Source organism: Nonomuraea sp. KM88 (assembly GCF_052245635.1).
GTDB lineage: Bacteria > Actinomycetota > Actinomycetes > Streptosporangiales > Streptosporangiaceae > Nonomuraea.
The window spans coordinates 71,001-84,149 of sequence record NZ_JBQQCC010000002.1 but is presented as its reverse complement, the minus strand read 5'-3'; the positions used below and the strand labels follow the sequence as shown (position 1 = coordinate 84,149).

13 protein-coding genes and 1 tRNA gene are annotated in these 13,149 nt (G+C 71.6%); 5 read left to right on the top strand and 9 right to left on the bottom strand.

What is annotated here, in order from left to right:
- Nucleotides 1–3: 3 nt before the first annotated feature.
- Nucleotides 4–924, top strand: coding sequence for a substrate-binding periplasmic protein (locus tag ACTWPV_RS06145; protein ID WP_443150959.1), 921 nt, complete (start codon nucleotides 4–6; stop codon nucleotides 922–924).
- Between the two features lie 11 nt (nucleotides 925–935).
- Here the strand turns inward: ACTWPV_RS06145 and ACTWPV_RS06140 are convergent.
- Together ACTWPV_RS06140 and ACTWPV_RS06135 are read right to left on the bottom strand one after the other, a co-directional pair.
- A tRNA-Ala gene (locus tag ACTWPV_RS06140) sits at nucleotides 936–1,008 on the bottom strand.
- Nucleotides 1,009–1,119: 111 nt separating this feature from the next.
- Entirely contained in the window at nucleotides 1,120–2,601 is a 1,482-nt protein-coding gene (locus ACTWPV_RS06135) for a YfbK domain-containing protein (RefSeq protein ID WP_443150958.1), read from the bottom strand.
- Between the two features lie 268 nt (nucleotides 2,602–2,869).
- Between ACTWPV_RS06135 and ACTWPV_RS06130 the strand changes: the two genes are divergently transcribed.
- Nucleotides 2,870–4,498, top strand: coding sequence for an asparagine synthase-related protein (locus ACTWPV_RS06130; RefSeq protein ID WP_443150957.1), 1,629 nt, complete (start codon nucleotides 2,870–2,872; stop codon nucleotides 4,496–4,498).
- On the opposite strand, the gene ACTWPV_RS06125 is transcribed toward ACTWPV_RS06130, so the two are convergent.
- The 4 genes from ACTWPV_RS06125 to ACTWPV_RS06110 form a co-directional block, all read right to left on the bottom strand.
- Complete coding sequence (locus tag ACTWPV_RS06125) at nucleotides 4,467–5,009, bottom strand: TIGR03086 family metal-binding protein (protein ID WP_443150956.1); 543 nt, start codon at nucleotides 5,007–5,009, stop codon at nucleotides 4,467–4,469. The genes ACTWPV_RS06130 and ACTWPV_RS06125 overlap by 32 nt on opposite strands.
- Nucleotides 5,010–5,202: 193 nt before the next feature.
- Complete coding sequence (locus ACTWPV_RS06120) at nucleotides 5,203–6,258, bottom strand: type III polyketide synthase (RefSeq protein WP_347650300.1); 1,056 nt, start codon at nucleotides 6,256–6,258, stop codon at nucleotides 5,203–5,205.
- A 24-nt stretch (nucleotides 6,259–6,282) separates the two neighbouring features.
- Entirely contained in the window at nucleotides 6,283–7,374 is a 1,092-nt protein-coding gene (locus ACTWPV_RS06115; RefSeq protein ID WP_443150955.1) for a 50S ribosomal protein L11 methyltransferase, read from the bottom strand.
- Nucleotides 7,374–8,057, bottom strand: coding sequence for a TetR/AcrR family transcriptional regulator (locus tag ACTWPV_RS06110; protein ID WP_443150954.1), 684 nt, complete (start codon nucleotides 8,055–8,057; stop codon nucleotides 7,374–7,376). Before ACTWPV_RS06110 ends, ACTWPV_RS06115 begins: the two co-directional genes overlap by 1 nt.
- 22 nt (nucleotides 8,058–8,079) lie before the next feature.
- On the opposite strand from ACTWPV_RS06110, the gene ACTWPV_RS06105 reads away from it, so the two are divergent.
- From ACTWPV_RS06105 to ACTWPV_RS06095, 3 genes are read left to right on the top strand one after another with little or no spacing between them, the layout of a single operon-like run.
- Nucleotides 8,080–9,405, top strand: a complete 1,326-nt coding sequence (locus ACTWPV_RS06105; protein ID WP_443150953.1) for an MFS transporter — start codon at nucleotides 8,080–8,082, stop codon at nucleotides 9,403–9,405.
- Nucleotides 9,402–9,764: a hemerythrin domain-containing protein gene (locus ACTWPV_RS06100; RefSeq protein WP_443150952.1), complete on the top strand. Its 363-nt coding sequence runs from the start codon at nucleotides 9,402–9,404 to the stop codon at nucleotides 9,762–9,764. Before ACTWPV_RS06105 ends, ACTWPV_RS06100 begins: the two co-directional genes overlap by 4 nt.
- 16 nt (nucleotides 9,765–9,780) lie before the next feature.
- Complete coding sequence (locus tag ACTWPV_RS06095; RefSeq protein WP_443150951.1) at nucleotides 9,781–10,524, top strand: DUF2071 domain-containing protein; 744 nt, start codon at nucleotides 9,781–9,783, stop codon at nucleotides 10,522–10,524.
- 102 nt (nucleotides 10,525–10,626) lie between these two features.
- Here the strand turns inward: ACTWPV_RS06095 and ACTWPV_RS06090 are convergent, their stop codons facing one another.
- The 3 genes from ACTWPV_RS06090 to ACTWPV_RS06080 all read right to left on the bottom strand — a co-directional run bounded on the left by ACTWPV_RS06090 (nucleotide 10,627) and on the right by ACTWPV_RS06080 (nucleotide 13,135).
- Nucleotides 10,627–11,019: a DUF3224 domain-containing protein gene (locus ACTWPV_RS06090; protein ID WP_443150950.1), complete on the bottom strand. Its 393-nt coding sequence runs from the start codon at nucleotides 11,017–11,019 to the stop codon at nucleotides 10,627–10,629.
- A 35-nt stretch (nucleotides 11,020–11,054) separates the two neighbouring features.
- Nucleotides 11,055–11,837 (bottom strand): LLM class flavin-dependent oxidoreductase, encoded by a 783-nt coding sequence (locus tag ACTWPV_RS06085; protein ID WP_443150949.1) that lies wholly within the window; start codon nucleotides 11,835–11,837, stop codon nucleotides 11,055–11,057.
- Nucleotides 11,838–11,926: 89 nt separating this feature from the next.
- The gene (locus tag ACTWPV_RS06080) at nucleotides 11,927–13,135 is read right to left on the bottom strand and encodes an FAD-binding protein (protein ID WP_443150948.1); all 1,209 of its coding nucleotides are present in this window, start codon (nucleotides 13,133–13,135) and stop codon (nucleotides 11,927–11,929) included.
- Between the last annotated feature and the right edge of the window lie 14 nt (nucleotides 13,136–13,149).

Here is a 13,149-nt window from a genome sequence, read left to right as displayed (position 1 = left end):
CAGATGAAGTCCGGTAAGCCCTCACGGAGGGTCAGCATTCTCGCGGCGGCGCTTCTCCTCGTGACCGCCTGCGGGGCTGCGGCGCCTCCTCCGCCCCTGGACGCCGACATCGTCTCGGTGGGCGTCAAACTGTACCCAGGTCTGTCTCCGGTGAACAGCCACCTTCCGGTGGGCTTCGAGGCACAGGCTCGGAGCAAGATACTGAAGCACGCGGGCGTCCGGGAGTCGGCACCCACTCCTGTATGGACGAGCAACTGGGAGACCGCGCTGAGCAACGGGAAAGTCCACATGGTGATGGGGATGATCTCCGACAGCGACCTCAGGGCGGTCAAGTTCCGGCTTGCCCGCTCCTATCTGCGGACCGACATCGGGCTGCTGACCCTTGCCGACGCCGAACCGGTCCACAAGGTCCCCGACCTCGCCGGCAAGACCATATGCACGGTGGAGGGCACCACGGCCGACGAAACAATGAAGGTGCTGCAGAACTCCACCGGCCTGCATCTCACCTCCGTCTCGACCCCGGAAACGTGCATCGAGAAGGTCAGGAACAAGGAGGCCTTCGCCTACAGCACAGACCGGATCATCCTCATGGGATTCACCACCCAGAGTGAGAACGTCAGCAGGGAGACGGGAAAATCCCTCTTCCGGGTGCCCGACCTGCCGTTAGGAAGGCAGCAGCACATCTCGATAGCGCTGCACAAAGATCATGGCGAAGCGTGCCGGCGCCTGGTGAGCGCCATCGACACATATGTCAGGAGCAACGACTGGCTCGCCGACCTGCGAGGCCAGCTCATCAATGAATATCTGAGACTGGCGCCCGGCAACCCTCATCTGACCGACGAACAGATCAGGGAAAAGTTCGAGCCGAAGACGATCAACGCCGACCGTTGCGCCGACGGGAACACGCTCGCAGCCCCCGCCTAGGACGATGTGGGTGGAGCTATGGGGATTCGAACCCCAGACCTCCTCCATGCCATGGAGGCGCGCTACCAACTGCGCCATAGCCCCTTGTCGCGTGTACGAGTGTAGCCGACTTCCCGACCGCCCAAGCACGCATACATCCGGCAGAACCGGGGCCGGCTCGGCGCGCGCCCGTGACGCCGAACCGGCCCCGGGTGGTCAGCCGACCGACCTGGCCTTCTCGATGAGCGTGGCGAGCTCCGCCACCATCGGGTCCTCGGAGTCGGTGGCCAGCCGGGAGGCGTGCTCCCCGAGCGTGGACAGGTCCAGGCCGAACGCCTTCTTGTCCCGCAGGTAGCCGGCGAACGCGGCGACGACCACGTCCACCTGGAGCCGGACCGGCGCCTCTTCCCACACGGACCCGGCCAGGTCGTTCGCCCGCAACGACGCGCTCTCCTCGGACGCGGCCCTGGTGTCGGGGTCCTGCCAGCGCACGGTGGCCTGGGCGAGCTGACCCTTGGCGCCGGGCTTGAGCCGCAGCGCGTACAGCGCGGTGACGGAGTGGCCCGGTCCGATCTCGCCGCCGTCGCGGGTGTCGTCGCGGAACTCGTCGGCGTCCAGCGCGCGGTTCTCGTACCCGACGAGCCGGTAGCTCTCCACCACGGACGGGTTGAACACGACCTGCGCCTTGGCGTCGCGCGCCCGCAGCTCGATGGTGGCGGGCAGCTGCGTGGTGAAGATCTTGTCGGCCTCCTCCTGGGAGCTGACGTAGACGGCCATGCCGTCGCCGTTGTCGGCGAGCTGCTCCATGAGCTCGTCCCCGTAGTCCCTGCCGACGCCGACGGTGAGCAGCGTGACCTGCTTGCCCGCGTGTTCCTCGACCCGGTCGAGGATGGCCCGCCACTCGGTGCTGCCCTGGTTGGCCAGGCCGTCGGAGAGCAGGATGACCCGGTTCGTGGCGGCGGTCCTGAACGCCTTGGACGCCTCCTCGTAGCCGGCGACCAGGCCGCTCTCCAGGTTGGTGCCGCCGTCGACGGCCAGCTGGTCCACGGCCTCGCGCAGCTCCTCCCTGGCGGTCAGCGGGGTCATCGAGGCCAGCACGGTGGCCTCGTCGCTGAACGCCACGATCGACACCTGGTCGCCGGGCGCGAGCTGGTCGAGCAGCTTGTTCAGGGCCGACTTGACGAGGTCGAGCCTGCCCGGTTCGGCCATCGAGCCGGACACGTCGACGACGAACGTGAGGTTGGCGGGCCGCCGCTGGGCGGCGTCGGTGCCGCGTGTCTGCAGTCCCACGCGCATGACCGCCTCGTCGCGGGACGGCAGCTTCGCGCCGTCCACGTGCACGGTGAAACCGTCGCCTGACGGCTGCGCGTAGTCCTGCCTGAACGCGTTGACCCACTCCTCGGGACGGATCTCGGCGGGCGCGGGCCAGCGGCCCTCCTGGAGGGTACGGCGGGCGTAGCCGTACGACGCGGTGTCCACGTCCAGGGCGAACGTGGAGATCTGCGCCGTGGTGGTGTCCTTGTCGCCGTCCTCCTCGGCGTTCGCCGTCTGTGTCGCCGACGGGGCCGGCCGCCGGTCGGCACTGCCCACCGGTTGCGCCGCCCGTTCCCCGTCCGCCGAGCCGCCTGGGCCACCGCAGGCGGCGAGCGTCAGTACGGTCACCAGCCCGACGCCGGCCACCAAGGGACGAAACTTCATCACTTCCACCTCCGCCCCGTACGACGGAATCGATCCAGCAGTGGCCGGGCCAGTGACGTAAGCGAGCGCAAACCGCGACCGTCGCGTGATCAGTTGTGACAAATGGTGCATTTGAGGTAGGCATGACGCCGTGCGCGTGTATCTGGCTCTGGCCGCGAAGCGACATGACATTTCCGCTGATGTCCTGAGCAGGGTCCGGACCGTTGTCGAAACGGCCTTTCCGGTGCCCGCCGACGTCATCCGCGCACGGGAATGGCACGGCAGAGGCGTGTCGCTGCTCGCGTGGACGAACGAACCCGACGACACGCGGCAGCCGCCGCTGATCTCCCAGCACGACGGCCGGGTCATCGGGCTGAACGGCCACCTGGCCGATCCGGCCGACGTGACCAGGCTGCCCGGCGACGGCGTGGGCGGCTGCTTCTCCGCGTGGATCGCCCGCGACGGCGAGCTGACCGCGAGCACCGCCGTCAACCGGGTGTGCCCCGTCTTCTACGCCGAGACGCCCGACCTGCACGTCGTCGGCAGCCGCGCCCTGCTCGTGCACCTGGCCGCCCAGCCGGTCGACCGGATCGAACACGACGTGCTCGCCCTGCAGTCCATGATCAGGCAGGGGTTCTTCCTGTCGGACGAGACGCCGTACAAGGGGGTGACGGCGCTGCGGCCGAACGCGCGGCTCGACGTCCGGGACGGGCGGCGCACCATCGCCGAGGCCCCGCTGCCGGAGGCGGCGCCGGCGCCCGCGTCGGCGCGGGGCAAGCGGGCGGCGATCGGCGAGCTGGCGGAGGCGCTGCTGGCCACCGTCGCGCCGCTGCGCGACCTGGCCGAGCCGGTCAACCTGGCGCTGACCGGCGGGCGCGACACCCGGATCCTTGCGGCGCTGCTGCACGCGGCGCGGGTGCCGTTCCGGGTGACGACGAACGGGCTCGACACCCACCCCGACGTGATCATCGCGCGGCAGATCGCGGCCCGGCTGAAGGTCGAGCACACCGTCATCGCCCCCCAGCAGACCGCCCAGAAGGACGCCGTGCTGGTGGAGCACCCGCTGAGCCGGGCCTGGGAGACGCTGCGCACGTGCGAGGGCATGACCTCGGCGTACGAGTCGATCGTCAGCTACCTGCCGTATTCCGGCAGGCCCACCATGTCAGGGCAGAGCGGGGAGACGCTGCGCGCGGGCAGCCTGAACCTGCTCCAGACCGACCTCGGCGACAGGGCGCTGCAGCGGCGCATCACCACCACCTTCGCCAAGGACGAGAAGATGTTCACGGCGGAGGCCAACGAGCACGCGCGCGAGCTGGCCAGGCCGTGGCTGGCCCGGCCCGACCGGCTGGAGGCCCTCGACCACATCTACATCTGGTACAAGGTGGGCCGCTGGCAGGCCAGTGCCCGCGCGGGGTCGCTGCGGCGCGGCGACCCGGTGCGGCCGTTCCTGGACAACCGGGTGGTGGGCGCGGCGCTGAGCTTGGACCAGAACTGGCGCCTGTCCGAAGAAGTGATCTATGACCTCATCCTGCGATTCGCCCCTCAGCTGCGCGATGTGCCGATCGAGGGGAAACCGTGGCGGTTCGCGGAGGGGATGACCAAGCGGTGGCCCTGGTCCCGCCTGCCCGCCGGGCACATGCCCACCGCGAAGACCGGCGGCGGGTGGAGCTGGCGCACCAGCCCCGGACCCGCACTGACGGACATCCTGCGCACGCAGGTCCTCGGCAACCTGGACGCCCTGACCTCCGTCGTGAACCCCGACGAGGTGCGCGCGCTCTTCGCCGACCCCGTGGTCAGGAAACCGGCCCAGGCCTGGCACCTCTACACCGTCAGCACCCTGCTCACCGGCCTCTATCCCGGCAAGGAGCCCGAAGGGCTGGAGCAGATCACGGTTTCCAGGCCGGATCCCGCCCGATGACTCCGAGGAGACGGTCGAACGCGGGCGCGCTCTCCGGCACCGGCACCTCCTCACCGAACACACCGCGCTCGCGGCCCGTCGGCGCCATCTGCCGGGAGAAGCCCAGCAGCGCGGCCGCCGTCTCCCCCTCCACCTCATAGGTCCTGCCCGTCGCGCGGGCGAGATCCCACCCGTGGGCCACCAGGTCGGTCAGCGCCATGGTGGCCAGGGCGCTCTTCGGCAGGCCCATGCCCTGGCTGACGCCCTCCCACGACTCCGGTCGCTCCCAGACGGCCAGCATGCGCTCGACCCGCTCGGGGAAGTCACCGGTGTGCTCCTTCTGCGGGGGGAACTCGCCGTCCTGTGCCAGCGACTCGAACAGGGTGGCGACCCACTCCAGGTGGTTGATCAGCGCTTTCACGTCGTAGTCGGCGCAGGGCGTGGGGAGCGCGAACTCGTCCTCGCCGATCTCGGTGACCAGCTTCGACGTGCGCTCGGCCGCGCCACGCAGCATGGTCAGCGTCTCGTTCATCGGATACCTCCAGAAACCCCCGCCTTGCGGGCGGAGGAGAAGTCGAACTCCTGCGGGGCAGGACAGGGGCAGGCGATTGGCCGCCAGACGGACCACGATATCGAACATTCATCCTAGTCCGCCCGGCCCCCGGCAAGGCCCTGCGGGAGCGCGCCCGCGCACCACGACCAGGCGATCGGCAGCGGATACGCGATCACCAGTGCAGCAGGAGCAACTCGGCGGAGAACCCCGGGCCCAGCGCCATGAGCACGGCGGGCGTGCCGGGCCGGCCGCGAGTCTCCTGGAGGACGTGGAGCACCGACACCGACGACAGGTTGCCGTGCTCGCGCAACGACCGCCACGTCACGTCGAGCGCCCTGGGCGGCAGGCCGAGGGTTTGCACGATCTTGTCGATGACCCTCGGACCGCCCGGGTGGCAGACCCAGGTGGCGACCTGCTCGGGGGTCAGGCCGTAGTCGGCGAGGAAGGCCTTGATGTCGGCGGCCAGCACCTGCTCGACGAACCCCGTCAGCTCGGGGTCCAGCACGATCCGGAAACCGTGGTCGCCGACCGTCCAGCCCATGAGGTGCTCGGTGCCGGGATAGAGCCTGCTGCGGGTGGCGACGACCTCGGGGCCCTGCCCGCGCCCCGTCGCCACGACGGCCGCCGCTCCGTCGCCGAAGAGGCCGCTCGCGACCAGGTTCGCGATCGAGGTGTCGTCGCGCTGGATCGTCAGCGAGCACAACTCCACGCACACCAGCATCGCGACGTGGTCGGGCCAGCCGCGCAGGTAGTCGTACAGGCGGGACAGGCCGGACGCGCCCGCCGCGCAGCCGAGCCCGAACACCGGCGTCCGCTTGACGTCCGGCCGCAGTCCCGCCCGCTGGGCCAGCTTCGCGTCGAGCGAAGGGGTGGCCAGGCCGGTGGTCGAGCAGAACAGCAGGTGGTCGATCTTCTCAGGGCGCAGGTCGGCCTTCTTCAGCGCGGCCCGCATCGCCTGCTCGCCGAGATCGAGGGCGGCCTCGACGTACGCGTCGTTCGCGCGGGAGAAGGAGTCGAGCTTGGGATAGTCGGCCAGCGCGAGCGCGAGATTGCGGCCCTCCACACCGGTCGCGGCGTGGAAGCGCCGCAGCAGCTCCTCATCGCACTCCGTCAGCCGGGAGAACGCCTCGGTGATCTCCGCCTGCTCATAGCGGTGATCAGGGAAAACGGTCTGTACCCCCGAAATATGCATGGATATCTCCTGCCGCTGAACAGCCCTGGCTAACATGCCGGCCCGCTCCCGCCGCCTCCTTCAGGTCAGCGGGGTCAGCCGCCACAAAGAGGTCACCTCGGCGGCGCGGGCCGCGTGCAGCGGGTCGTCCTCGTCCATCGGGCGGTCGTGCCGCGGCGCGACGTCCATGCGGTCCACCACGCGCAGACCCGCCTCCTCGATCCAGGCCAGCAGGGCGGCGCGCGTGCGCAGGCCCAGGTGCTCGGCGAGGTCGGACAGGACGAGCCAGCCCTCGCCCGCCGGCTCCAGATGCCCGGCCAGGCCGTCGAGGAACCCGCGCACCATCCGCCCGCCGGGGTCGTAGACGGCGTGGTCGAGCGGGGAGACCGGCTTGGCGGGCAACCACGGCGGGTTGCAGACGACGAGCGGGGCGCGTCCGGGCGGGAACAGGTCGGTGCGCACGATCTCCACCTGCTCGGCCAGGCCCAGCCGGGCGATGTTCGCGGCGGCGCACGCGACGGCCCGCTCGTCGAGGTCGGTGGCGACGACGCGGCGGACGCCGCGCCTGGCCAGCACGGCCGCCAGCACGCCCGTGCCCGTGCCGACGTCGAACGCCAGCCGGTCGCCGGGCAGCGGCGCCTCGGCAATGAGATCGACATATTCGCCCCTGATCGGGGAGAAGACGCCGTGATGGGGGTGGATGCGTGCGCCGAGCGCCGGAACGTACACGCCCTTCTTGCGCCATTCGTGGGCGCCGATCACGCCGAGCAGCTCGCGCAGCTGGCCGACCGCGGGAGAAGCGTCTGCGCCGTACGCCTCGGTGCACGCCTCCCGCACGTCGGGCGCCCGGCGCAGTGGCACCACGTGGCCGGCGGCGTACGGGATGAGCACCATGCCGAGCGTGCGGGCCCGCTGGGACTGCGCCTGGCGGTAGCGGTGGAAGCCGCTGCCGGGCGCGGCCGGCTTGCAGCGGCGGCCCATGGCGCGCAGGAGCTGCCGGGCGTTCTGGAAGTCGCCCTGCCACAGCAGCGCGGTGCCCTCGCAGGCCAGCCGGTAGGCGGTGTCGGCCTTCATGCGGTCGTCGGCGACCACCACGCGCGCCGGCGGCGGCGCGCCCAGCGCCGTGCGCCACGGCGCCGATCGTTCCTGCCCCGCCTCACTCCAGTTGATCATCAGAACCCGACCGTCTCACGGACCGCGCCCGCGCGGCCACCGTTTCCGTGCAGGAGCCCTCTCACCAGCGCGCGCACCCCCTGCTCGTACGTGTCGCGCGCGGTCAGCTCGGCCCACCTCCCCCCCACCTCGCCGAGCCGCGGGAACTCCCGAGCGTCCAGCTCGGCGAACACGCGGTCCCTGTACGTCATGTTCCCATCTTCGCGCCTCCTGCCCGCCGCCGCCCGCGCGGCGATCTCGCCCGCGGTGTAGTGCCAGATGATCCGGTAGGCGTCCACGGCCTGCTCGATCGTCAGCCCCGCGCTCATGGCCGCGTCGATGATCTGCTCCGGGTACCACAACGCTCTGACCGAGAGCAGGTCGTCGGCCCGGATCACCTCGACGACCCACGGCCACCCCGCCAGCCCTTCCCGCAGGGCCAGGGCGGCGGCCACGATCCGGTCGCGCGGGTCGCGGGGCAGCTCCGGCCTGGCCATTCCCGCGGCGTAGTCGTCGAGCAGCAGCAGGAGCAGCTCGTCCTTGTCGCGTACGTGGTGGTAGAGCGCCATCGGCGTGCTGCCCACCTCGCGGGCGAGCCTGCGCATGGTCAGGCCGGCCACGCCGTCCTCTTCGATGACGCGGTGGGCGGCGGTCACGATCTCCGCCCTGGAGATCCTCGGCGGTCGTCCGGTACGGGAGGGCATCCTGCCATGCTACTTTTTATACGTGTATAAAAACTCAGCGGTCGTAGGCGTGCTGGCCTTCGCGGTGGCCGTCGGGACCCTGCAGATGACCGTGGTGGTGCCGCTGCTGCCGCTGCTGGGGCGGCGGCTCGGCGAGCCGCTCACCTCCGTCTCGTGGCTGCTCACGGCTGGGCTGCTGTCGGGCGCGGTGGCGATCCCGCTGCTGTCGAGGCTCGGCGACATGTACGGCAGGCGCACCGTTTCGCTGGCCGCGCTCGCGCTGCTCGTGGCCGGCTCCGCGCTCAGCGCCGCGTCGACCGCGCTCGTCCCGATCATGGCCGGCCGGATCCTGCAAGGGGCCGCCGCGCCGCTGCTCCCGCTGGCCATGGGCCTGGTCAGACAGGCGCTGCCCGGTGATCGGCTGCCGGCGGCGATCGGCGTGCTCAGCGCGACCATCGGGGTCGGGAGCGGCGGCGGCATGATCCTCGCCGGGCTGGTCGACGGCGATCACCGGGCCGTGTTCTGGATGCTGACCGGGCTGGGCGTGCTGAGCTTCGTCCTCGTGGCGGCGGTCGTGCGCGAGCCGCCGCCGGCCCGCGGGCCCGGACGCCCCGACCTGGCCGGGGCCGCGCTGGTCTCGATGTGGCTGGTGTGCCTGCTGCTCGCGCTCAGCAAAGGGGGCGCCTGGGGGTGGACGTCGCCGGCGACGCTGGGACTGCTGGTCGCGGCCGTGGTGGTGGCGGCCGTCTGGGTCGTCACCGCCCGCCGTACGACGGCTCCGCTGATCGAGATCCCCATGCTCCTGCACCGGGGGACGGTGGGAGCGACGGTGGCGTCGTTCCTGCTCGGGTTCGCGCTGTTCGGGGCCATCACGACGGTGTCGGCGGTCGCTCAGGGCCCGCTGGGTGCCTCGGTACTGCAGGTGGGGGTCTACCTGCTGCCCACGACCGTGCTGATGCTCGTGGTCTCCGTGCTGGCCGGACGGCTCATGCGCCGCTTCCCCGCGTCCACGCTGGTGGCCGCGGGGTCCGCGCTGGTGACGGTGGCCGCGTTGTGGCTGGTGCTCTCCAGGGACACGGGCGCCGACCTGTACGGCGCCGCGGCAGTGCTGGGCCTGGGGATCGGGCTCGGCTACGCCGCGCTCGGCACGATGGCCGTCGAACACGTCGAGCCCGCCAAGACCGCGGCGGCCGGAGGAGTGAACGCGCTGGTCAGGGTCGTGGGCAGCAGCCTGGCCGGCGCGGTGGGGGCGGCGGTCCTGTCGAGCGGGGGCGCCGGATGGAGCTTCGGCATCGCAGCGGGCGCGGCCCTGCTCGCCACACTCTTCGCCACCATTTACGGCAATTGTCCGCGAAAGGAACTGGCATGACGGATCAACAGCGACTGGTCGCCTGGGGCGACGAGCTGATCAAGCTGCACGACGGCTTCCGGCGCGACCTGGCGGACCTCCGCCGGTCGCCGCGCGGGACGGACCTGCGTACGCACTGCCTGGCGTTCTGCGACGCGCTCCACCTCCACCACGCGGAGGAGGACCGCCGGCTCTTCCCGCACCTCGGCGGCGAGCACCCCGAGCTGGCCGAGGTGTTCGCATGCCGGGGCGGCCACGTCGCCGCCGCCTCCCGACGCTCCCGCGAGACCAGATCGCAGGGCCGGATCTCCGTTCGCCTGCGCCGCTTCTTGAGAAAATCGGCGGGATGTCCCGGCTTCTCGCGGTCCGGCAACCAATGATCGTACTCTTCGGGGCATGAGCTTCACCGGCACGCCCCGGCCGCGCCCGCGCTGGCACCACGCGCAGACCGAGCTCGACGACTTCGCGATCATCAGCTATTCCGTGGACGCCGGCGCGCTGGCGCGGCATCTGCCTGACGGCTTCGAACCGATGAAGACGGCCTTCGCCGACGGCCCCGGCGCCCTCGTCTCGGCCGTGGCCTTCCGCGACCGCGACTTCCACTTCCGCTTCCTGCCGCCGGCCGCCATCAGCTGCGGGCAGATCAACTACCGCACCTACGTCACCGCGTACGGCAAGCCGGGCGTCTGGTTCTTCGGCACCAGCCTCGACCACCCGGTGGTCGCCGTCCCGCAGCACGTGTGGGGCATGCCGTGGCGCCGCGATCGCATCCGCATCGAGGCCGACTGGGTCGCCGCCCCCGCCCGCTGGCGGCTGGAGGCGGGAGGCGCCCACTGCGAGGCCGCCGAGTCACCGGAGCCGCCCGCCACGCTCGACGGCTTCGATGGAGAGTCCGACTGGCTGGAGCGCCTGACCCACCCCACCCAGGGCTGGTATCTGCGCAGGGACGGGAGGATCGGCGCCTACAGCATCTGGCACCCGGTCATGCGGCCCCGCCACCTCTCCGCCACCTCGGCGAGGTTCCCGGTCTTCGAACGCCTCGGCCTGATCACCCCCGGCACACGTCCCCACTCGGTCCTGGCCCAGCCCCATCTGCACTTCGACATCCACACCCCGCCCCGCCGCCTCCGCCTCCGGTGAACCGGGCGATCAGGAGCCCGGCTCGCGCGGTCGTCCCTCTCCCCCGCCCGGACGGCGCCGGGCGAGCCGCGTCCAGACGGCAACCAGGATGCGCAGGGCGGATCAGAGCCGGTAGTCGAAGGTGTAGGAGTGGCCGCCGTCGGGGGCGATGACGATGGCCATCTCACCCCGGAGGCCGCGCAACTCCCCCGTCGCCGAATCGGGCACGACCGTGATGCGCAGCGACTGCTCGCCCGCGTCGCTGACGGCGTCGTGCTGGACGACGAAAGTGCCCGAGCGCCCGTGCAGGGTGCCCTCGATGCGTTCCAGCGCCACGTACGAACGCGAGTCCTCCACGGCGGTGGTGGCCACCATCATGGTGACCACGCTGGTGCCGATCAGGTCTCCGTGGAAGGTCTTGGCCAGGGTCACGAGCCCGAGCGAGACGCCGTCGCGCTCGTCGAAGGGGGGCTCGGCGTCCCAGCCGGCGGTGTCGAAGGTTCCCTTTGCGGTCATGGGCTCAGCGTGCCGCACATACCTGCCAGGTCCCGTCAGGTACCGGCGAGCCTTTCGACCACGGGCGCGAAGGCGTCCATGCACTGGGCGTTCACCGTCACGTACGAGATGCCGAGCCTGTCGCGGCGGCGCCGCAGGACGTCGGCCATCTCGTCGACCGTGCCGGTGAGGATCCCGCTGCCGGTGCGCCCGAAACGGCCGAGCAGCCGGCCGGGCGGCTCGCCGCCGGCGACCGCGAGGTTCATGCTGAGCTCCAGGTCGTCGTAGCGGTCGCCGGCCAGCTCGTACAGCTCGTCCAGCTTCGCCGCCACCTGCTCCTCCGGGTGGTGCGGCGGCACGCCGATCGCGACCGTGTCGGCCTTCCTGGCGGCCAGCCTGAGCAGCTTCGTCCCGGCCGCGGCCACCAGGACGCGCACGTTCTTGACCGCGTCGATGGTCCTGGAGATCCGCTCGATGCGCTGGCCCGGCGTGCCGAACCTGACGCCGAGCGCGGCCGCGTCCTGCTCGGCGCCCGGCCGGCCGGCCCCGAGACCCAGCTCGAACCGGCCGCCGGTGAGCGTGTGCAGGGTCGCGGCCTCCCACGCGACGGCCTCCGGCGTCCGGTACGGGGCGCTCACGACGTACGTGCCGACGCGCAGGGTCGTCGTGGCCGTGGCGGCGACGGCGGCGGCGGTGAAGGGCGAGAGCGTGGCGATCGTGTCGGGCACCAGCAGCGTGGCGAAGCCCAGGCGCTCCGCCCGGCGGGCCAGGCCGGTCCACGAGGCGGCGTCGGGCGCTTGTCCGGCGACCGCGCCGAAGCGGAACGGGAGATGGTTCATGGTCCAACGATCGAGGACGCCCGTGCCCGGCGCATCGTCCCCCGGACCCGTGATCCGCTACATCAGGGGGCGCAAGCCCCGGCGGCTTCCTACTCCCGCAGCAGTATCCGGGTGAAGTCGTTGGCGAACTTGCCCTGCGGGTCGAGCCGCCCCACCAGCGAGCGGAAGCCGTCCGGGCAGGACGGCCACGCGGTGAACAACTTGCCCCAGTGGGGCCGCGGCTCGAACGGCGCCAGCGTCTCCTCCACCAGCTTCAGCACCGGCAGCACCGCGGCGACGTCGCGCACCCAGGTGAAGTGGATGCCCACGCTGTCACGGCCGTGGAACGGGCTGAGCCACAGGTCGTCGGCGGCGACCGTGCGCACCTCCGAGATGTGCAGGACGGGCCGGATCCGGTCGCCGATCGCGAACAGCTCGCGCAGCGCCTTGACCGCGTGTTCCCTGGGAAGCAGCAGCTCCGACTGCAGCTCGTCGCCGGCGCCGCTCGGCTCGTGGTCGGCGCGGAAGTGCGGCAGCCGGTCGTGCCACGGGCCGGGCACTCCGAGCTGGGTCGTGCAGTTGTCGGCCGGCATGGACGGCAGCGGGTGGCGGGGGCCGTCAGCCGGGCGGGTGGCGTACCAGTCGGGGCTGGTCAGCTCGTCGGCGCGTTTCAGCCAGACGCGGGTGTCGCGCCAGTCGGTGAAGAGGCTGACGCTGTAGCCGCTCGCCATGATCTCGTCGAAGTCGCCGAGCGCGTCCGCGGGCAGCCCTTCGCGGACGTACTGGCGCAGCTCGAAGGCGGGCACGAGGTCGAGCGTCAGCGACGTGACGACGCCGAGCGCGCCGAGCGCCATCACCGCGCCGGGGAAGCCGGCGTCGCCGCGGGAGAGCGTCAGCACCGAGCCGTCGGCGGTGACGAGGTCGAGCGAGGACACGGCGGCGGCCAAACCGGGGATGCCCTCCCCCGAGCCGTGGGTGCCGGTCGCGACGGAGCCCGCGACCGAGATGTGCGGCAGCGAGGCCATGTTCGCCAGCGCGAACCCGGCCTGGTGCAGCACGGGCGCGAGCCGCGCGTACGTCATGCGTGCCGGAACCCTGGCCTGGGCCGCCGCGCTGTCGATCTCCACGGCCTCGGGCATGCGGTCGAGGACCACGAGGTCGCCGGTGGCGTCGGCGACCTCGTTGAAGGAATGAGCGCTGCCCAGCGCCCGCACCCGGTCGCTGGCGGCGACGAGCCGCTGGAGCTCGTCGAGGGAGGTGGGATGGTGCACGTCTCGAGCGCGGAATGCGGTGTTGCCCGCCCAGTTGGTCAGCGTCACGGCCCTCACCTTGC

What these genes read in the sequence shown, in the direction of transcription:
- ACTWPV_RS06145 (WP_443150959.1), top strand. Translation starts at nt 4, where the DNA reads ATGAAGTCCGGTAAGCCCTCACGGAGGGTCAGCATTCTCGCGGCGGCG.
- ACTWPV_RS06090 (WP_443150950.1), bottom strand. Translation starts at nt 11,019, where the DNA reads ATGACCGCAAAGGGAACCTTCGACACCGCCGGCTGGGACGCCGAGCCC.
- ACTWPV_RS06110 (WP_443150954.1), bottom strand. Translation starts at nt 8,057, where the DNA reads ATGCCCTCCCGTACCGGACGACCGCCGAGGATCTCCAGGGCGGAGATC.
- ACTWPV_RS06135 (WP_443150958.1), bottom strand. Translation starts at nt 2,601, where the DNA reads ATGAAGTTTCGTCCCTTGGTGGCCGGCGTCGGGCTGGTGACCGTACTG.
- ACTWPV_RS06120 (WP_347650300.1), bottom strand. Translation starts at nt 6,258, where the DNA reads ATGTTAGCCAGGGCTGTTCAGCGGCAGGAGATATCCATGCATATTTCG.
- ACTWPV_RS06085 (WP_443150949.1), bottom strand. Translation starts at nt 11,837, where the DNA reads ATGAACCATCTCCCGTTCCGCTTCGGCGCGGTCGCCGGACAAGCGCCC.
- ACTWPV_RS06115 (WP_443150955.1), bottom strand. Translation starts at nt 7,374, where the DNA reads ATGATCAACTGGAGTGAGGCGGGGCAGGAACGATCGGCGCCGTGGCGC.
- ACTWPV_RS06125 (WP_443150956.1), bottom strand. Translation starts at nt 5,009, where the DNA reads ATGAACGAGACGCTGACCATGCTGCGTGGCGCGGCCGAGCGCACGTCG.
- ACTWPV_RS06095 (WP_443150951.1), top strand. Translation starts at nt 9,781, where the DNA reads ATGAGCTTCACCGGCACGCCCCGGCCGCGCCCGCGCTGGCACCACGCG.
- ACTWPV_RS06100 (WP_443150952.1), top strand. Translation starts at nt 9,402, where the DNA reads ATGACGGATCAACAGCGACTGGTCGCCTGGGGCGACGAGCTGATCAAG.